Genomic DNA, 18,344 nt, shown 5'->3' with positions numbered 1-18,344 from the left:
CTATTACCAGATATTGGAGGAGGATGACTATGTTCAAGATTTTAGAGGCAAATGAGCTTACTACGAACATCTATCAGATGATCGTTGAGGCTCCTCGTGTTTCGGACGCATGTTTACCAGGACAGTTTTTGATTATCCGTGTTGATGAGGAGGGAGAAAGAATTCCTCTTACAATATGCGACTATGACAGAGAAAAGGGGACTGTAGAGATTGTTGTTCAGGCTATAGGAGCTGAGACACATAAACTTTCCAAACTCAAGGCTGGCGATTGCTTGGCTGACGTTGTCGGACCTTTGGGTAAGCCTTCAGATCTTTGCGAAGAGAGCATTGAAGACTTAAAGAAAAAGAAAATCGTATTTATCGCAGGTGGCGTAGGAACAGCTCCTGTTTACCCTCAGGCAAAGTGGTTAAAAGAACAGGGTGTTGACTGCGATGTTATTATCGGTGCTAAGACTAAAGATCTTGTTATCATGGAGGAGAGATTTAAGAAAGTATGTAACCTTCACATCACAACAGATGACGGTTCTTACGGAAGAAGCGGAATGGTTACAAAGGCTCTCCAGGATCTTTGGGATGAAGGAAATAAATATGATCACTGCGTAGCTATCGGACCTATGATCATGATGAAGTTTGTTTGCAAGCTTACAAAAGAGCTTGGAATTCCTACAATTGTCAGCATGAATCCTATTATGGTTGACGGAACGGGAATGTGCGGAGCTTGCCGTCTTACAGTTGATGGACAGGTTAAGTTTGCCTGCGTTGACGGTCCTGAGTTTGATGGACACAAGGTTGACTTTGACCAGGCAATGAATCGTATGAAGCTCTACAAGACTGAGGAGGGAAGACTTCTTCTCAAGGCTCAGGAAGGTGATACACATCACGGTGGATGCGGAAATTGCAACTGATATATAAAAGATTTGTTTCGCAAATATATTCTATTTACGATAACTATATAGGAGAATAAAAGATGGATGGATTTGTAAGAGTTCCGGTCCGCGAACAGGACGCTAAGGAACGTGCTACTAATTTTAAAGAAGTATGTCTCGGATATAATAAAGAAGAAGCTGAGAAAGAAGCTCTCAGATGTCTTAATTGTAAGAACCCCAAATGTGTACAGGGATGTCCTGTATCAATCAATATTCCTGCATTTATCGAGCAGGTTAAGCAGGGAAATGTAGAGGAAGCTTATCAGGTGATCAGCCAGTCAAGTGCACTTCCCGCTGTATGCGGACGTGTATGCCCTCAGGAGAGTCAGTGTGAGGGACAGTGCGTAAGAGGAATTAAGGGCGATGCCGTTTCAATCGGTAAGCTTGAGAGATACGTTGCCGACACAGCAAGAGAGATGGGAATCAAGCCCGAGGGTGCAAAAGAGAAGAAGGGCAAGAAAGTTGCCATCATCGGTTCAGGCCCTTCAGGTCTTACATGCGCAGGCGATCTTGCAAAGATGGGCTACGATGTAACTATTTTCGAGGCGCTTCATGAGGCAGGCGGTGTTCTTGTATATGGTATTCCTGAGTTCCGTCTTCCTAAGGATGCGGTTGTTAAAAAAGAAATCGAGAACGTTAAGTCACTTGGCGTTAAGCTTGAGACAGACGTTGTTATCGGTAAGTCTGTTACTATAGACGACCTTATGGAGAAGGAAGGCTTTGAGGCTGTATTTATCGGTTCCGGAGCAGGACTTCCCAGATTCATGAATATCCCCGGCGAGCAGGCTATGGGTGTATTCTCAGCAAACGAGTTCCTTACAAGAAGCAATCTTATGAAAGCTTTTGATGAAAATTCAAGAACACCTATCATGAGACCTAAAAAGTGCGTAGTTGTAGGTGGCGGTAATGTTGCTATGGACGCAGCAAGAACAGCACTTCGTCTCGGAGCTGAAGTTCATGTTGTATATCGTCGTGGTGAGGAAGAGCTTCCTGCACGTAAGGAAGAAGTAGGACATGCTAAGGAAGAGGGAATCATCTTCGATCTTCTTTGCAATCCTGTTGAGATCCACGCTGATGAGAACGGCTGGGTAACAGGAATCACATGTATCAGAATGGAACTTGGTGAGCCTGATGAGTCAGGAAGAAGAAGTCCTGTTGAGGTGCCCGGTTCTGAGTTTGAGATTGAGTGCGATGCGGTTATCATGTCACTTGGAACATCACCTAATCCGCTTATTTCTTCAACAACAGCAGGTCTTGATATCAACAAGAGAAAATGTATTGTTGCAGAAGACAACGGACAGACATCAAAGCCCGGTGTATTTGCAGGCGGTGACGCTGTTACAGGCGCTGCTACAGTTATTCTTGCCATGGGTGCAGGAAAAGCTGCCGCAAAGGGTATTGATGAGTATCTTCAGAGCAAGTAATATATACGAAAATATTGACATAACACCGTCACCCGTTATCGGGTGACGGTTGTTAATCTATATAAATACTGATATGATCAGCGTTTATCTATAAAAAACACGGAAAGAACAGAAAATATGGTTGCTTATGTAAATGGTATTCTTGAGAGTATCGAGGAGGGAAATGCCGTTGTAGACGTTAACGGCATTGGAATAAACGTAAATATTTCCGGTTCTACCATGGACAGAATGCCCGGAATTGGTGAAGTGGTAAAGCTTTACACTTATACGAACGTCAAAGAGGATGCGTTTACACTTTTCGGATTCCTTTCAAGGGATGAGCTGGGTCTTTTTAAACTTCTTATTACAGTTAACGGAATAGGTCCTAAGGGCGGACTTGCAATATTGTCTGTCATGTCGCCGGACGATCTTCGTTTTGCGATTATAGCAGGTGACAGTGCGTCTATTGCAAAGGCTCCCGGAATAGGCAAAAAAACTGCAGAGAGAATAACTCTTGAACTCAAAGACAAGATAAAAGTTACGGAGGATTCATTGCTTTCACAGGGCGGAGATTCACTTGGAGGAGAACTTTCGGGTGAGAACTCGTCTGCAAAGGATGAGACGGTTGCTGCACTTGTGGCTCTTGGTTACAATCAATCCGATGCCATGAGAGCAGTCAGAAAAGTTCTCGGAAGTGATGCAGGCGCAGCCGCAGATACGGAAGATCTGCTTAAACTTGCTCTTAAGGAGATGTTTTAAACAGCCATGGAAAAGAAAAAGATTGTAACAAACGCCAGAGGAATGGCACCGGAAGCAAATCGGGAAGACATAAAGATCGAAGGATCTCTTCGTCCTCAAAACCTTGATTCGTATATCGGACAGAAGAAGATCAAGGAGAGTCTTAAGATATATATTGAGGCTGCGAAGAAAAGAGGAGATTGTCTCGATCACCTTCTTTTTTACGGACCTCCCGGACTTGGTAAGACCACTCTTGCAGGAATCATTGCAAATGAGATGGGCGTACACATCAAGATCACAAGCGGACCGGCTATCGAAAAGCCCGGTGATATGGCGGCTATATTAAATAATCTTCAGGAAGGTGATATCCTTTTTGTGGATGAAATACATCGTCTCAACAGGCAGGTTGAGGAAGTTCTTTACCCTGCTATGGAGGACTATGCTATTGATATCATGATAGGAAAGGGGCCTACTGCTAGATCTATAAGACTGGATCTTCCTCATTTTACGCTTATAGGAGCGACAACCAGAGCGGGAATGCTCTCTGCCCCTCTAAGAGACAGATTTGGAATGATCCACAGAATGGAGTTTTATGATATTGACGAACTTTGCAGTATCATTTTGCAGTCTGCAAAGCTCCTTGATGTCGATGTAGACAAAGGCGGCGCAGTTGAGATGGCAAGGCGAAGCAGAGGAACGCCGAGACTTGCCAACAGGATACTTAAGCGTGTCAGGGATTTTGCACAGGTTAAGTTTGACGGAAAAGTTACGGGCGAAGTTGCAATGACAGCTCTTGATCTTATGGATGTTGATAAGATGGGACTTGACCATACGGATAGAAATCTTCTTTTTACCATGATAAACAAATTTGCGGGAAAGCCTGTCGGACTCGATACTTTGGCGGCTGCGATAGGAGAGGATCCCGGAACCATCGAGGATGTTTACGAACCTTATCTTATTAAAAACGGTTTCATAAACAGAACTCCCAGAGGACGCGTGGTTACTGATATTGCGTATGCTCATTTGGGACTTGAAAACCCCGTCGATACCGATATATAATTTAAAAGTACAAATTTGCTTATTGGTTGATTTTTTATGCAGGGAGAAAACTATGGCTTCTAAAACGGATACTGAAGTAATTATCGGGGGAAAAGTATTCACCTTAAGCGGCTACGAAGGCGAGGAGTATCTTCAGAAAGTAGCTTCGTACATTAACAATAAGATTGCGGAATATAACAAGTTAGACAGCTTTAAGAGGCAGCCGGTAGATACGCAGAATGTTTTGTTACAGCTTAATATTGCGGATGACTATTTCAAGTTGAAGAAGCAGATAGAACTTATGGAAGAGCAGCTTACCGAGAAGGAAAAAGAGCTCTATGATCTTAAGCATGAGCTTATCGCCACGCAGATAAAGCTTGAGAATACCGAGAAGAACAGCAAGAGCCTTCAGAGTAAACTTGATGATTCTTCCAAAAAGATAATTCAGTTAGAAACACAGGTTAAAGGTAATAAAAGGTGATTTAATGGGGCTGTCTTTAGGGACAGCCTTTTATATGAATATGAAAAAAGTCGAACTTTTGGCTCCCGCCGGGGGCTATGAAACAATGGTAGGCGCTTTCAATGCAGGTGCCGATGCCGTTTATCTTGGTGGCTCTAAATTCGGAGCAAGGGCGTATGCGGACAATTTTGATGAGGCCCAGGTTCTGGATGCTATTTCTTATGCCCATTTACACCATAAAAAAATTTATATGACAGTCAATACTCTCGTTAAAGAGCGAGAGTTTTCCGAAGTATATGACTTTATGCTTCCTTATGCCGAAAAGAATCTTGACGGTGTTATCGTGCAGGATCTTGGGGTAATGAAGTTTTTGCGTGACGAATTTCCGAATGTGGAGGTTCATGCAAGCACGCAGCAGACCGTTACGGGAGTTTACGGAGCAAAGCTTTTAAAAGAGCTTGGATGTTGCAGGGTTGTTCCCGCAAGAGAGCTCAGCCTTTCTGAAATGAAGGCAATCCGCGAAAAGGCTGATATTGAAGTTGAAGCATTTATTCACGGAGCGATGTGCTATTGCTATTCGGGGGCCTGTCTTTTCAGCAGTATGGTTGGAACGAGAAGCGGTAACAGAGGCCGTTGTGCGCAGCCGTGCAGACTTCCGTATAAAATAGCGGGATCAAACGGCAAAGAGGAATATCCCATCAGTCTTAAGGATATGTGCACGATAGATCTGATTTCGGAACTTATTAGCGCCGGAATCGATTCTTTTAAGATAGAAGGACGTATGAAAAAGCCTGAGTATGCGGCAGGCGTAACTTCGCTTTACAGAAAATACATCGACTTGTACTATAAAGAGCCCGATAAGGAACACAGGGTATCCAAAGAGGATATGGATATTCTGAAGGCTCTTTATCTCAGAACGGGTATAAGCGACGGATATTATCACAGGCATAACGGAAGAGAAATGGTAACCGTTTCATCGCCTGCGTATAACGGAACTTCTGAAGAAGTTTCCAAGATGATAAAAGAAAAATATCTCGGCTACGAGAAGAAGATAAAGTGTGATATTTACTGCAATCTTACCGCGGGGAGCACTGCAAAGCTTACAATGCTTCTAAAGGATAACAGCGGAGTTGTCTGTGAGATTACGGGAAAAGAAGTTCAGACGGCTTCTAACAGACCGATGGATGCGCAAAATATTGAAAAGCAGCTTAGAAAGCTCGGAAATACACCTTTTGAAGCGGATGATGTTGTTGTTTCAATAGATGACAACGGGGCAGGATGCGGAATCTTTATCCCTGTGAGCGAGCTTAATGAGTACAGACGCAGTCTTTGCGATAAGATGCTTGAGATACTCCTTGATTCGGGTGATGCCAAGGAAAAAGCATATGATCGAAGTGCGGATAAAAATATCGATAGTGCTGAATCGTCAGATAATCATCTGAAGGTACAAAAGAGAAAGGCGGATATACATGTGCTTGTCAGTAGTAAAGAGCAGCTTGGCGTTGCACTCGGATATCTTGCAGGAGATTCGCACAAAAAGAAAATCGAAAGAATTTATGTTGATTCAAAACTTCTTCTCGGAGAAGAAAAAGACAGTGTTTTAAAAGATTTAAAGATCGCCGCAGATGCAGGCACAGAGGTGATCGCGGCTCTTCCTTATGTCACAAGAGAAGAGAAGATTGACGGAATACTTGATATTATAACGCTCATAAATATCTGCAAGGCAGGTAATCTGTGCGGTTTGCTTGTAAGAAACCTTGAGCAATTGGGATATTTGAGAGATAATAATTATCTTGGGAAAGTAATCTGCGATTACGGAGTTTATGTATGGAATGCTGAGAGTTTTAAGCTCCTTTCTGAGTGTACGAAGGGAGATTTCAGTGTTGATGAGATTTCTGTTCCATACGAACTTACTATTCATGAGGCAAAAGATGTTACAGTAGCGGTTAAGTCTATTTGTGATGTTCCTGTTACGTATAATATCTACGGACATGTTCCCATGATGATAAGCGCCGGCTGTGTAAAGAAGACTACAGACAGATGCAGCGGCAAGAACGGAAGCGTTCATAGCGAGAAAATGCATATGATCGACAGGATGGGAAATGACATGACAGTTACGACTGATTGCAGGAACTGCTACAATGTCATATGGAATACGGATCCGACAGTTCTTTTGGGCAAAATGAAGACTATTGATGATATGGACATCTTCGATCATTACAGGATTGACTTTACGATTGAATCCGGAAATGATACGAGGGATGTTCTTGAAAGTTTTATCAATGATAAAGCTTTTGAAAAAAAGAACTATACCACGGGTCACTATAAACGCGGAGTGGAATGATTTAATGAAACTTTTTGTTACAGAGATAGCTAAATATTTGATAGCTCTTTTACTTCTTTTTTATACCGCCGATTCCTTCGGCGCGCTTGCAAAACCGTATGAGAGCGACAGGAAGTTTATATATACCAGGCAGATAGGCTGTATGTTCGGAGTTCAGATAACCTGTTTTATACAGATATTGGCAAGAACGGGAAAAGTGTCCTATCTTTTGTTCTTTCTGTTTCAGATAGTTATATTTGCTTCGGTGATCATGCTTTTTTATATTATTTATCCGGACGCAAACAAGCTTGTTATCAATAATATGTGCATGCTTTTGATGATCGGAATCATCATGCTTACAAGGCTTTCTTATGAGAAAGCGATAAAGCAGTTTGTTGTTGTTGCGGCATCTATAGTATTAGGCTTCTTTATTCCGGAACTGATTTTCAGATTAAATGTCATAAAGCGCTACGCATGGGTATTTGCGGCAATAGGCGTTACGATGATCGGTATAGTTCTGGTTCTCGGAACCGCAACAAACGGATCTAAGATCACATATACGATTGCGGGAATAACCTTTCAGCCTTCGGAATTTACGAAGATTATTTATCTGCTCTTTTTGGCGGGAGCGTTATTTAGGGCAAAAGAACTGACGGATCTTATCAAGATCGCGGGGGTTGCAGGAGTCCATGTAATTATCCTTGTGCTGTCAAAAGATCTTGGAAGTGCGCTTTTGTTCTTTATTGTTTTTCTTGCACTTATATATATTGCGACGAATAATATCGGATATCTTATTCTGGGACTTGGATTCGGGTCGGTGGCGAGCGTTATTGCTTACGGACTCTTTTCACATATACAGGTGAGAGTTAAGGCATGGCTCGATCCGTTCGGAAATATTGAAAGTGCCGGATACCAGCTGGCACAGTCACTTTTCGGAATAAGCAGCGGCGGTGCTTTCGGACTTGGACTATACGGAGGAGCGCCACAGTCGATTCCTTTCGTTGAGCAGGATTTCATTTTCTCGGCAATCGCGGAGGAATTCGGAATCGTATTTGCGGTTATAATGACACTTATATGCCTGAGCACATTTATGCATATCATGTACGAAGGTTACATGATGCACGACAAGTATTACAGACTTTTGTCATGCGGAATAGGCGTGTCATACATTTTTCAGACGTTTTTAACTATAGGAGGAGGCTCCAGATTCATTCCTCTTACGGGTGTAACACTTCCTCTTGTAAGTTACGGCGGATCGTCCGTAATGGTTACGGTTATCATGGTGATGATATTTGAGGGGATTTGTCTTGTGCGGAATTTCGAGGAAGCGGAAGACTACATGAGACACGACAGATCAAGAGGAAACAAGAGGGATTATTATTACGATGAGAGAAACGAGAGATACGAAGAGGACTACTAGAGATACAAGGGCGTCGCAACCGACTTCGATAATTGTACTTTCATTTATCTATTTGGCGTTGTTCGTGTCAATGCTTGTATTTATCGCGTATTCCGCTACTGTAAATAAACAGAAATACATGAATAACAACTTTAATACCAGACAGAAGATACTGACTGCCCAGAATACACGAGGCAAGATCTTATCAAGAGACGGTGATGTTCTTGCGTCCACCAAAACGGACAAAAAAGGCAAGGAAGTAAGAGAGTACCCTTACGGAAAAGACTTTGCGCATGTTGTGGGGTATTCATCACACGGAAAAGCCGGTGTTGAGCTTATTTCCAATTATTATCTGATAAATTCGGGGATAGATCTTTCTCAAAAGGCAATATATGATGCCAAAAAGAAGAAGTTTCCCGGAAACGATGTTACGACGACTCTTTCTGTTGAGCTTCAGCAAATCTGCAGTGATGCAATTCCTTCACCTAGAAAGGGTGCGATAGTTGTATCGGATCCAAGGACCGGTGAGATACTTGCAATGGTATCAAAGCCTGACTTTGATCCAAACAACATTCAGGATGATTGGAAGAGTTATCTTGAAGACGATTCAGGCGATGCAACTTTAGTAAACAGGGCAACTCAGGGTCTTTACCCTCCGGGTTCCACTTTTAAGATTGTTACTTCGCTTGCATATTTAAGGGACCATCCCAAGGATTACAATGATTATAAGTTTACCTGTAAAGGCAGGGTTTCCGAGGGAGAGAACACGATATCGTGTTACCACGGAGAAAAGCACGGAAAGCTTGACCTTTATACGTCTTTTGCAAAATCATGTAATTCTTCGTATGCGAATATAGGAGTTAATTATATCGATCAGCATACGTTTAATGATGTTCTTAAAAGTCTTATGTTTAATGATAAGCTTCCTCTTGACCTTACATATTCAAGAAGTAAAGCGAGGTATAAGGACGGAATGTCAAAGGGAGATGTTATGCAGCTTGCGATAGGTCAGGGTGCTACAACGGTTACTCCCATGCATATGAACATGATAACTTCTGCGATTGCTAACAAAGGAATTCTTATGAAGCCTTATCTTGTCAAAGAGGTCAGAACTGCCGACGGCAAGGTTTTGGAGTCTTATGACGGCGAAGAAGTTAAGAGAATGATGAGCGAAGAAGAGACGGAAATTCTTACAGAGATGATGACACAGGTTGTTGAGAAGGGAACTGCGAGCAAATTAAAAGGCCTTTCCTACACTGCGGCAGGAAAGACCGGTTCTGCTGAATTTAATTCATCAAGTTCTGATTCGCATGCTTGGTTTACGGGATTTGCGCCTGCCGAGAATCCCCGGATATGTGTTACCGTCATTGTTGAGGATGCTGGAAGCGGCGGAAGCTTTGCCGTACCTATCGCTAAAAAGATCTTTGATGCATATTTCAAATTAAGATGATAATTCATCAATAGACTTCTTCAATTGCAAATCTGTAATCCATCGAAAGATCGAGTGGAGCATTATTTTCATTTAAAAGTATTATGGGATGGGAGAGCGCGTGTTCATTTATACGGATCACGGTTCCTCTCTTCCCATTATTTAATTTAATGCTAAATCCAAGCTGAGAATTTGCAATGCGCAAAAGAATCGCATTGAGTGCTTCGTAGTCGAATTTATGAAAACCTTGCGCTTCGTAGTTTGCAATAATCTGAAATGCATTTAATTTTCTTCTGTAATTTCTTTTTGAAGTCATCGCAACATATGAATCGACGATTGCGATGTACTTGGCAAATCTGTCGATACTGTCACTGTGGAGACCTGCAGGGTAGCCTGTTCCGTCACATCTTTCGTGATGTTGCATTGCAGCGTTCAAAACATGCTCATTAAAATCCCCCATATTTTTAAGAAAATCATATCCGATAACGGTGTGCTGGATGATTATCATATATTCTTCCCTTGTAAGACGCTGCGGTTTTGTCAGAATCTGAGTGGGAATACTGAATTTACCTATGTCATAAACAAATGCGCACTGAATAAAAAGCAGCTGATCTTCGGCGGAAAGGCCTATAAAAGATCCGAAAACGCCCGCAATAAGAGCTGATTTTAAACAGTGATGAAGAATCATATCCTCATCATCCGCAGGTGTCAGATTATAAAGATATTCAAGGAGTTGCTCACCGCTTGCAACAGAAGAGATGACCGAATTGTAAACATCTATGAGCTGCTGCATGATGATAGGCTGATGAGATGTGATCGCCCCCATCACATATCCCTTGAATACAGGAAAATAAACATTATATATTGATTCAAATTTTTTAAAACCTTCTGAAATACGAACTTTATCATTGTGCGTTGTAGCAAAGTCGGCTTCTTCTTTTATCGGTACAGCCATAATGGACTGCCTGGTGAGCCTTTCGATGATCGTTGCATCTATCTTCGTGTTTGCGGCAACAATTATCTCATTCCTATAATTCAAAATATTTTCTGCGGCTACCATACCGGGTTTTAATTCCATCCTGGCAACGTACTTCATTTTAGTGACCTCCCGTCACACATTCCTGTGCATAATTCCATAAACGCCGCCCTTATGATAAAATAATAAGGATTTATAGCGCTTAATAATAATATACTTTTTCGTGTTATCAAGGTCAATTTATTTATCTTAGGGAGCTATGATATTTATGATAAAAAATGGATTCTGTAAATTTTATAAGAATCTGTATTGGGATGATACCATTAAAAACAGAAATTTAGTTAAGTGGCGTCTGTGCCATAACAGAAAGCAACTCACGATTTTCTGCGTTGTGAGAGCTACTAACGGGATCGATCAGCTTGAGATTATTCACAATGCTTTTTTATCTCAGGACTATTACAGAAAACATCCGGTGTACATCTACGGTATCGCATCAGGTTATACGGAGGCACTCGATATTGTTATAAGAATTTCGGATGAAGCGCAGAAAGTGGGGAAGCCCGGTAATCTTTTGGATTATCTGGACAAAAAATAAATTAAACGGAGAAGTTTATGTTGGCGGTTTTTTTATCGGTATTGAAAGTGGTCGGCATCGTGTTGCTTGTGCTGCTTCTTATAGCTGTATTGCTGGTTCTGTTGGTTCTTTTTGTGCCTGTCAGATACAGAATAAAGGGGAATTATCCAAAGAGTATCTTTGAGGAAGGGCAGGGATTTGATAAGGATAAAGCGTATTTATCCGTGAATTTTTCCTGGCTTTTGCATGTGCTGTCGGGAAAGTTCCTGTATCCCCAAAGGCCCGAGTTTGTCATAAGGATATTCGGGATAAAGTTTTTTCCGCGAAAAGAAAAGCCGGAAAAGATAAAAGAGAAGAAAAATAAAGATAAAGAAAATAAGAATGAAGAGAAGATTATTTTTAAAGAGAATTTTGTTAATAAAAAAGAGAACTTTAATGACGAAAATACATCTTTAGGTGAACATATCGAAAACAATGTTTCGGAATTTTATCAAGAAGATAATGAAATAACAGAAGAAAATATCGAAGATGACGATAAAGACACTTTTTTCGACAAGCTGAAAAAAGTCGCGGAAACGGCTTTGGAGCTGATAAAAAAGCCAAAACATGTGTTTAAAAAAAATCGATATACAATATCTAGAGTTTGTGATAAGATAAGAATGATAAAAAATACTCTGGAAAATGATATTTTCAAGAGAGCTTACAGTCTTGTTAAGGAAAAGCTTGCGCGACTTTTAAAAATGATTCTTCCCGACAAGAGCAGTATTGAACTGTATCTGGGAATGGGGGATCCCGCTACTGAGGCGGAACTTATGTCTGTTTACGGAATTTTGTATCCTGTTTTATATGACAAGCTTAAGTTTACACCCGATTTTGAGAACAGGGCACTCGGTGCGGATCTGGATCTAAAGGGGCATATAACTGTTTTTACGGTTATATATTGTGTCGCTGTTTGCTATTTCAACAAGGATGTAAAAAAAATAATAAACAGATTCAAGAAGATAATGAATTCATAAGGCAATTCTTTATCACCCGGAGGAGTAAATGGGAGACAATAATTTTGGCAGCGTGGTTGACTCGCTGCTTAAAGGTATGAATTCAATTCTTGCGACAAAAACTGTCGTGGGAGAGGCAACTAAGGTTGATGACACAGTGATCTTACCACTTGTCGACGTATCTTTCGGTGTTGGAGCAGGCTCCAGCGATGCGGACAAGAAGAACGGTGGAGCAGGCGGATTTTGTGCAAAGATGTCGCCAAGTGCCGTATTGGTGATCAAGGATGGATCTACTAAACTAGTTAATATCAAGAACCAAGATGCTGTAACAAAGGTTCTGGATCTCGTGCCCGATATTGTGGATCGTTTTTCCAAAAAAGAAGAGAACATGATGGATGATAACGCGGCAGTAGACATTGCTTTTCCCGAGAACAAGAATAAGGGAGAGTAAGTCTTAGGCTAGGGGGGTCCTAATGGAAAAAAAGAGAGACATTGAAGACATTATTCTTAACGGGACAAAGGACGAACTTTCGGAACTCAGACTTTGGCTTTTCAAAGAAAGCGTAAGACTCGAGAATCAGGAGAGTTCACTTTCTGACCGTTACGCACGACTTGAAGCCGATGAGCTTTCATTCAAGAACAGAGTCGATGCGGCAGAGAGAAAGTTGGAAACTGCTACAAAGCGCCTTGATAACGATCAGGCACTGTTTGAGCAGAGACTCAAAATTCTTAATAATGGCTTTGATCAGCTTAACAGCGACAAGAAAAAGCTGCAGAGTGAGTTTGTAAGACTCGAGAGGGAGAGAACTTACCAGCGTGAAATTGAGTATGATGCGGTTGATTGTCTGTTTAGAGGAGTCAATAGCGCACTTGCTCTTAAAAAGAGATACAAAGACCTGATGAAAATGTTTCATCCTGACAATATAAGCGGAGACCAGGATATGGTCCAGCTTATCAATCAGGAGTACAGTGAATTGTGCAGACGTTATGATGTTAGCATGATTAACTAAATATAGTCTTCATAAAATCTTAAGTTGTTTGTTATCACAATATATGATAATGTAAACAAGTCATTGTTCAGTCTGTGAACAATGGCTTGTATATGTTTTCGGGGATATTATGTTCCGTCATGTATTTGTGCCGGACAAAAAGCTTATATGATGGCATTTTCGCCATAGATTCCAAAATAAAAAATTATAAAATTAAATTATTGACAAGAACGAACGTTTGTTTTATTATAATTTTTAGTTAGAACAGATGTTCTAGAAAAGGAGACCCGTATGGAGAGAGAAGAAAAACAAAAAGCACTTGAGGCAGCACTTGGTCAGATTGAGAAGCAGTTTGGTAAAGGCGCTGTAATGAAATTAGGTGATTCATCAGATACTATGAATATCGAAACAATTCCCACAGGCTCACTCAGCCTTGATATTGCACTTGGACTTGGCGGAATTCCCAAGGGAAGAATTGTTGAGATATATGGACCTGAATCAAGTGGTAAGACTACGGTTACTCTTCACATGATCGCTGAAGTTCAGAAGAGAGGCGGTATCGCAGGATTTATCGATGCTGAGCATGCACTTGATCCTGTATATGCCAAGAACATCGGTGTAGATGTAGATAATCTTTATATTTCACAGCCCGACAGCGGAGAGCAGGCTCTTGAGATCACAGAGACCATGGTTCGCTCGGGTGCTATTGATATAGTTGTTGTTGACTCGGTTGCTGCGCTTGTTCCGAAGGCAGAAATTGACGGTGATATGGGAGATTCTCATGTCGGACTTCAGGCAAGACTTATGTCTCAGGCACTTCGTAAGCTTACTGCGGTTATCAGCAAGTCAAATTGTACAGTAATCTTTATCAACCAGCTCAGAGAGAAGGTTGGTATTATGTTCGGTAATCCCGAGACTACAACAGGTGGACGTGCCCTTAAGTTCTATTCATCCGTTCGTATGGATGTTCGCCGTATTGAAGCAATCAAGCAGAACGGTGAGAACACAGGTAACAGAACAAGGGTTAAGGTCGTTAAGAATAAGATCGCTCCTCCTTTCAAAGAGGCAGAGTTTGACATTATGTTCGGTAAGGGAATATCTGTTACAGGAGATATCCTTGATCTTGCTGCAAGCGTAGATATTGTTAACAAGAGTGGTGCCTGGTATCAGTACAATGGCGAGAAGATCGGACAGGGACGTGAGAATGCAAAGCTCTATCTTGAGAACAACCCTGAGATTCTTGCAGATATCGATGCTAAGGTAAGAGCATATTACAATCTTCCCGTAGATGTATCGGCAGCAAAGAAAACTGCTGAGGAACCTGCAACAAAGAAGACTAAGGCAGCGAAATAATGATCGTTTCAGATATATGTGCATTGGATAAAAAGAGATCCAAAGTATTCCTAGACGGTGAATTTGGTTTTGTCTTATACAACGGTGAGCTCAGAGACTTTGATATTAAAGTCGGCAATGAACTTTCCGAAGAAAAATACAATGAGATTATGTGCGGACTTCTGCCCAAAAGGGCGAAGCTCCGTGCTATGAATTTATTGCAAAAAAAGGACTACACGGAGAAACAGCTAAGAGATAAGCTTTCTGACGGTATGTATCCGGAGGAGTGCATAGATACTGCGATAGATTATGTTAAGTCATTCAGATACGTGGATGATGAGAGATACACGGGTGACTATATAACTTATCATATGTCAATGCGAAGCAGGAACAGAATTATAATGGACCTGATGAATAAGGGGATTTCCAAGGATATTATCCTGCAAAAGCTTGAAGAACTGTATTCTGAGTGCGGAGATGAGGCTGAAATTTCTCAGATCAAACAACTTCTTATCAAGAAAAAATATGATGCGCAAACGATTGACCATAAAGAAAAGCAGAAACTTATTGCCTTTCTAATGAGGCGAGGGTACGACCTCTCTATGATTAAAAAGGCTATGGATAGCGGAATAACTTGACACTGCGTTTTATAGAATGTAAAATTTAAGTGTTGTAAAATTGTATTTAAGTGTGCATTTTTTTTGTGCACTATACAAAATATTGTACAATGAAAATTGAATAAGGAGGTGCTCCTGTAATGACTACTGTTATAGTTGCAGCAGTAACTCTTGTTCTTTCTGCGATTTTAACTTGGATTGTTTCTTCTGCTTATCAGAAAAAGGTAACAGAGGGAAAAATCGGAAGCGCTGAAGAGAGGGCAAGAAAAATTATTGACGAAGCACTCAAGACTGCCGAAGAAACGAAGCGTGAGAAACTTCTTGAAGTAAAGGAAGAGGCACTTAAAACACGTAATGAACTCGAGAAAGAAGTACGAGACAGAAGAAATGAAGTCCAGCGTACAGAGAGGCGTATTCAGCAGAAAGAGGAAAACGTCGAGAAACGATCTGAAGCGATCGAAAGGAAAGAGCAAAGTTTAAATGCGAGAGAGGACGCTTTAAACAAGAAGAATGAAGAGGTTACTAAGCTTAACGAACAGAGGGTACAGGAACTTGAGAAAATCTCTGGCTTAACCTCCGAGCAGGCTAAAGAGTATCTTTTGAAAATTGTCGAAGATGATGTAAAACACGAATCAGCTGTCATGATTAAAACCATGGAAGCTGAGGCTAAGGAAGAAGCTGATAAAAAGGCGAAAGAAATCGTTGTTAACGCGATTCAGCGTTGTGCCGCTGATCACGTCTCCGAAACAACAATTTCCGTTGTTCAGCTTCCCAATGATGAGATGAAGGGTAGAATCATCGGTAGAGAGGGAAGAAATATCAGAACTCTTGAAACAATGACCGGTGTTGATCTTATTATTGATGACACACCTGAAGCTGTAGTTATTTCGGGATTTGATCCCATCCGCCGTGAGGTTGCGCGCATTGCACTGGAGAAATTGATCGTTGACGGTCGTATTCATCCCGCTAGGATTGAAGAGATGGTTGAAAAGGCACAGAAAGAAGTTGCTGCCAAGATCAAAGAGGAAGGTGAAAATGCTGCCATTGAAGCCGGTGTTCACGGCCTCCACCCGGAAGTTATCAAGATTCTTGGTCGTATGAAATTTAGAACAAGTTACGGCCAGAACTGCTTGAAACATTCTGTAGAGGTTGCTCAGTTATGTGGACTTTTGGCGTCGGAACTTGGTCTCGATGTCAGAGTTGCTAAGAGAGCAGGACTTTTGCATGATATCGGTAAAGCTGTTGATCATGAGCTTGAAGGCTCACACATTCAGCTTGGTGTAGATATCTGTAAAAAGTATAAGGAATCACAGACTGTTATTAACGCAGTAGAAGCTCATCATGGTGATGTTGAGCCTCAGTCACTTATTGCTATCCTTGTTCAGGCTGCCGATACAATTTCGTCAGCTAGACCGGGCGCAAGAAGAGAGACTCTTGAAACTTACACATCTAGACTTAAAGAACTCGAAGATATTACCAATAGCTTTAAGGGTGTTGATCACTCTTTCGCTATTCAAGCCGGCAGAGAAGTCAGAGTAATGGTTGTTCCTGAGCAGGTTTCAGATTCAGACATGATACTCATGGCTCGTGATATTGCTAAGAAGATTGAGGATGAAATGGAATATCCCGGACAGATTAAGGTTAATATCATCAGAGAGAGTAGAGCAACTGATTACGCTAAGTAATGCTGTTTCTGAACATTATTGGGTAAATGTAGTGGAGAGGCTATTTTGCGAAAGCAAGATAGCCTCTTTTTGAGTAGAGCACTTATGGAGAATTAAATATATATGTTGCCTTTTGAATTTAAAAACAGAATGAAAGATCTTCTGGGTGATGAAGATTATGAACGTTTTATTGAGGCGTTTGAAGCTGATAACAGATATCATGCTTTAAGGCTCAATACTTTAAAGGCTCGGGAAGATTTTATTGATAAGCTCGAATGTGTAACAGAGCAGGTTCCGTGGGAAGAAACGGGGTATTATTACAGTGCCGACTTTGCGCCGGGTAAACATCCGTATCACGAGGCGGGGCTTTATTATATTCAGGAACCAAGTGCAATGGCTCCTGTGCATTTCCTTGACCCAAAGCCCGGGGAGAAAATCCTTGATCTTTGCGCTGCACCCGGTGGTAAATCCACTCAGATTGCATGCAAACTTGAGGGCAAAGGTCTTTTAATTACAAACGAGATAAATAAAGACAGAGCGAAGATACTGTCTTTGAATATAGAGAGACTTGGCATTTCCAATGCGATGGTCTTAAATGAAACGTCTGAACATTTAGCAGACTATTTTTACGGTTATTTTGATAAAATATTGGTGGATGCTCCATGTTCCGGCGAAGGTATGTTTAGGAAGAATGATAACGCGGCTGATGAATGGAGCGTAGATAATGTGCTTCTTTGTGCTGAGAGACAGGCGGAAATACTTGATAATGCCGCTGCAATGCTTGTTCCCGGAGGCACGCTTATCTATTCAACGTGTACTTTCTCAAGGGAAGAGAATGAGGATAACATTGAAGCGTTTTTGAACAGGCATAATGATTTTAAGTGCGAACTTACTAAGAGACTCTTTCCTCATGAAGTTAAGGGGGAAGGACATTTTCTGTGCGTTCTTAAAAGAGACGGTGAGAATATTTCGGTTAAGAACGGCTATGTTCCGGGAGGCAGGATAGTGCCTGCAAGGAAAGAACAGGTAAAGATTCTTGGTGATTTCCTTAGTGAGACTTTTACGAAGGATGCTATAGACAGGCTCTTTGACGGCAAAGTTATATTTATGTTCGGAGATCAGATGTATGCGGCTCCAAAAGATATGCCATCTTTTGAAGGGCTTAAAGTATTACGTCCGGGGCTTCATTTGGGAACTCTTAAGAAGGATAGATTTGAGCCTTCACATGCTTTGGCACTGTTTTCAAAGCCGGAAGATGTTAAACTGTCATATGAGATCGCATCCGATGATGACAATATAAAACAGTATCTGAACGGCCAGACACTTCGCGTATCGCGAACGGGTAATAAGGGATGGTGTCTTATCACAACGGACGGATATAGTATAGGCTGGGCGAAGGAAGCCGGCGGAATGCTCAAGAACCACTATCCGAAGGGGCTTCGCATTAACTACTAAAATAAAACAGAAGGAATAATCTAAGA

At 41.4% G+C, this 18,344-nt stretch carries 17 protein-coding genes; 16 read left to right on the top strand and 1 reads right to left on the bottom strand.

Features of this window, described 5'->3' with window-relative positions:
* The first annotated feature begins 29 nt into the window (after window positions 1-29).
* The 8 genes from CD00_RS0105495 (at window position 30) to CD00_RS0105460 (ending at window position 9,737) form a co-directional block, all read left to right on the top strand.
* The gene (locus tag CD00_RS0105495) at window positions 30-905 is read left to right on the top strand and encodes a sulfide/dihydroorotate dehydrogenase-like FAD/NAD-binding protein (protein ID WP_026655046.1); all 876 of its coding nucleotides are present in this window, start codon (window positions 30-32) and stop codon (window positions 903-905) included.
* 62 nt (window positions 906-967) lie between these two features.
* A complete protein-coding gene (gltA, locus tag CD00_RS0105490; RefSeq protein WP_026655044.1) occupies window positions 968-2,350 on the top strand; it encodes an NADPH-dependent glutamate synthase in 1,383 nt (460 codons plus the stop codon).
* A 117-nt stretch (window positions 2,351-2,467) separates the two neighbouring features.
* Window positions 2,468-3,088 (top strand): Holliday junction branch migration protein RuvA, encoded by a 621-nt coding sequence (ruvA, locus tag CD00_RS0105485; RefSeq protein ID WP_026655043.1) that lies wholly within the window; start codon window positions 2,468-2,470, stop codon window positions 3,086-3,088.
* 6 nt (window positions 3,089-3,094) lie between these two features.
* Window positions 3,095-4,126 (top strand): Holliday junction branch migration DNA helicase RuvB, encoded by a 1,032-nt coding sequence (gene ruvB / locus CD00_RS0105480; protein WP_034461988.1) that lies wholly within the window; start codon window positions 3,095-3,097, stop codon window positions 4,124-4,126.
* A 52-nt stretch (window positions 4,127-4,178) separates the two neighbouring features.
* On the top strand, window positions 4,179-4,586 hold the full coding sequence (zapA, locus tag CD00_RS0105475) for a cell division protein ZapA (protein WP_026655041.1): 408 nt from the start codon (window positions 4,179-4,181) through the stop codon (window positions 4,584-4,586).
* Between the two features lie 40 nt (window positions 4,587-4,626).
* The gene (locus tag CD00_RS0105470; protein ID WP_034462331.1) at window positions 4,627-6,909 is read left to right on the top strand and encodes a peptidase U32 family protein; all 2,283 of its coding nucleotides are present in this window, start codon (window positions 4,627-4,629) and stop codon (window positions 6,907-6,909) included.
* A gap of 4 nt (window positions 6,910-6,913) precedes the next feature.
* A complete protein-coding gene (locus CD00_RS0105465) occupies window positions 6,914-8,308 on the top strand; it encodes an FtsW/RodA/SpoVE family cell cycle protein (protein ID WP_026655039.1) in 1,395 nt (464 codons plus the stop codon).
* Window positions 8,274-9,737, top strand: a complete 1,464-nt coding sequence (locus tag CD00_RS0105460; RefSeq protein WP_026655038.1) for a peptidoglycan D,D-transpeptidase FtsI family protein — start codon at window positions 8,274-8,276, stop codon at window positions 9,735-9,737. Before CD00_RS0105465 ends, CD00_RS0105460 begins: the two co-directional genes overlap by 35 nt.
* Window positions 9,738-9,744: 7 nt before the next feature.
* Here the strand turns inward: CD00_RS0105460 and CD00_RS0105455 are convergent, their stop codons facing one another.
* On the bottom strand, window positions 9,745-10,812 hold the full coding sequence (locus CD00_RS0105455) for an HD-GYP domain-containing protein (protein ID WP_026655036.1): 1,068 nt from the start codon (window positions 10,810-10,812) through the stop codon (window positions 9,745-9,747).
* Between the two features lie 148 nt (window positions 10,813-10,960).
* On the opposite strand from CD00_RS0105455, the gene CD00_RS0105450 reads away from it, so the two are divergent.
* The 8 genes from CD00_RS0105450 to CD00_RS0105415 all read left to right on the top strand — a co-directional run bounded on the left by CD00_RS0105450 (window position 10,961) and on the right by CD00_RS0105415 (window position 18,318).
* On the top strand, window positions 10,961-11,287 hold the full coding sequence (locus CD00_RS0105450) for a hypothetical protein (protein ID WP_026655035.1): 327 nt from the start codon (window positions 10,961-10,963) through the stop codon (window positions 11,285-11,287).
* 17 nt (window positions 11,288-11,304) lie between these two features.
* A complete protein-coding gene (locus CD00_RS0105445) occupies window positions 11,305-12,282 on the top strand; it encodes a hypothetical protein (protein ID WP_026655034.1) in 978 nt (325 codons plus the stop codon).
* A 28-nt stretch (window positions 12,283-12,310) separates the two neighbouring features.
* Window positions 12,311-12,712 carry a GerW family sporulation protein gene (locus CD00_RS0105440; protein WP_026655033.1) on the top strand — a complete coding sequence of 134 codons (402 nt, stop codon included), beginning with the start codon at window positions 12,311-12,313 and terminating at the stop codon, window positions 12,710-12,712.
* A gap of 22 nt (window positions 12,713-12,734) precedes the next feature.
* Window positions 12,735-13,271: a J domain-containing protein gene (locus tag CD00_RS0105435; RefSeq protein WP_026655032.1), complete on the top strand. Its 537-nt coding sequence runs from the start codon at window positions 12,735-12,737 to the stop codon at window positions 13,269-13,271.
* A gap of 270 nt (window positions 13,272-13,541) precedes the next feature.
* Window positions 13,542-14,603 carry a recombinase RecA gene (gene recA, locus CD00_RS17335; protein ID WP_034461987.1) on the top strand — a complete coding sequence of 354 codons (1,062 nt, stop codon included), beginning with the start codon at window positions 13,542-13,544 and terminating at the stop codon, window positions 14,601-14,603.
* Window positions 14,603-15,220, top strand: a complete 618-nt coding sequence (locus tag CD00_RS0105425) for a regulatory protein RecX (RefSeq protein ID WP_026655031.1) — start codon at window positions 14,603-14,605, stop codon at window positions 15,218-15,220. The genes recA and CD00_RS0105425 overlap by 1 nt, the downstream gene beginning before the upstream one ends.
* A 119-nt stretch (window positions 15,221-15,339) precedes the next feature.
* A complete protein-coding gene (rny, locus tag CD00_RS0105420) occupies window positions 15,340-16,884 on the top strand; it encodes a ribonuclease Y (protein WP_026655030.1) in 1,545 nt (514 codons plus the stop codon).
* Between the two features lie 102 nt (window positions 16,885-16,986).
* Complete coding sequence (locus tag CD00_RS0105415; protein ID WP_026655028.1) at window positions 16,987-18,318, top strand: RsmF rRNA methyltransferase first C-terminal domain-containing protein; 1,332 nt, start codon at window positions 16,987-16,989, stop codon at window positions 18,316-18,318.
* The last annotated feature ends 26 nt before the right edge of the window (window positions 18,319-18,344 follow it).

The organism is Butyrivibrio sp. AE3003 (assembly GCF_000686065.1).
Taxonomy (GTDB): Bacteria; Bacillota; Clostridia; order Lachnospirales; family Lachnospiraceae; genus Butyrivibrio; species Butyrivibrio hungatei_A.
The sequence above is the reverse complement of the archived record's forward strand: the minus strand, read 5'-3'. Positions and strand labels throughout refer to the sequence as shown.

What these genes read in the sequence shown, in the direction of transcription:
- ruvB (WP_034461988.1), top strand. Translation starts at nt 3,095, where the DNA reads ATGGAAAAGAAAAAGATTGTAACAAACGCCAGAGGAATGGCACCGGAA.
- CD00_RS0105465 (WP_026655039.1), top strand. Translation starts at nt 6,914, where the DNA reads ATGAAACTTTTTGTTACAGAGATAGCTAAATATTTGATAGCTCTTTTA.
- CD00_RS0105455 (WP_026655036.1), bottom strand. Translation starts at nt 10,812, where the DNA reads ATGAAGTACGTTGCCAGGATGGAATTAAAACCCGGTATGGTAGCCGCA.
- CD00_RS0105435 (WP_026655032.1), top strand. Translation starts at nt 12,735, where the DNA reads ATGGAAAAAAAGAGAGACATTGAAGACATTATTCTTAACGGGACAAAG.
- CD00_RS0105495 (WP_026655046.1), top strand. Translation starts at nt 30, where the DNA reads ATGTTCAAGATTTTAGAGGCAAATGAGCTTACTACGAACATCTATCAG.
- CD00_RS0105450 (WP_026655035.1), top strand. Translation starts at nt 10,961, where the DNA reads ATGATAAAAAATGGATTCTGTAAATTTTATAAGAATCTGTATTGGGAT.
- CD00_RS0105460 (WP_026655038.1), top strand. Translation starts at nt 8,274, where the DNA reads ATGAGAGAAACGAGAGATACGAAGAGGACTACTAGAGATACAAGGGCG.
- recA (WP_034461987.1), top strand. Translation starts at nt 13,542, where the DNA reads ATGGAGAGAGAAGAAAAACAAAAAGCACTTGAGGCAGCACTTGGTCAG.
- rny (WP_026655030.1), top strand. Translation starts at nt 15,340, where the DNA reads ATGACTACTGTTATAGTTGCAGCAGTAACTCTTGTTCTTTCTGCGATT.
- CD00_RS0105445 (WP_026655034.1), top strand. Translation starts at nt 11,305, where the DNA reads ATGTTGGCGGTTTTTTTATCGGTATTGAAAGTGGTCGGCATCGTGTTG.
- CD00_RS0105440 (WP_026655033.1), top strand. Translation starts at nt 12,311, where the DNA reads ATGGGAGACAATAATTTTGGCAGCGTGGTTGACTCGCTGCTTAAAGGT.
- CD00_RS0105415 (WP_026655028.1), top strand. Translation starts at nt 16,987, where the DNA reads ATGTTGCCTTTTGAATTTAAAAACAGAATGAAAGATCTTCTGGGTGAT.
- gltA (WP_026655044.1), top strand. Translation starts at nt 968, where the DNA reads ATGGATGGATTTGTAAGAGTTCCGGTCCGCGAACAGGACGCTAAGGAA.
- ruvA (WP_026655043.1), top strand. Translation starts at nt 2,468, where the DNA reads ATGGTTGCTTATGTAAATGGTATTCTTGAGAGTATCGAGGAGGGAAAT.
- CD00_RS0105470 (WP_034462331.1), top strand. Translation starts at nt 4,627, where the DNA reads ATGAAAAAAGTCGAACTTTTGGCTCCCGCCGGGGGCTATGAAACAATG.
- CD00_RS0105425 (WP_026655031.1), top strand. Translation starts at nt 14,603, where the DNA reads ATGATCGTTTCAGATATATGTGCATTGGATAAAAAGAGATCCAAAGTA.
- zapA (WP_026655041.1), top strand. Translation starts at nt 4,179, where the DNA reads ATGGCTTCTAAAACGGATACTGAAGTAATTATCGGGGGAAAAGTATTC.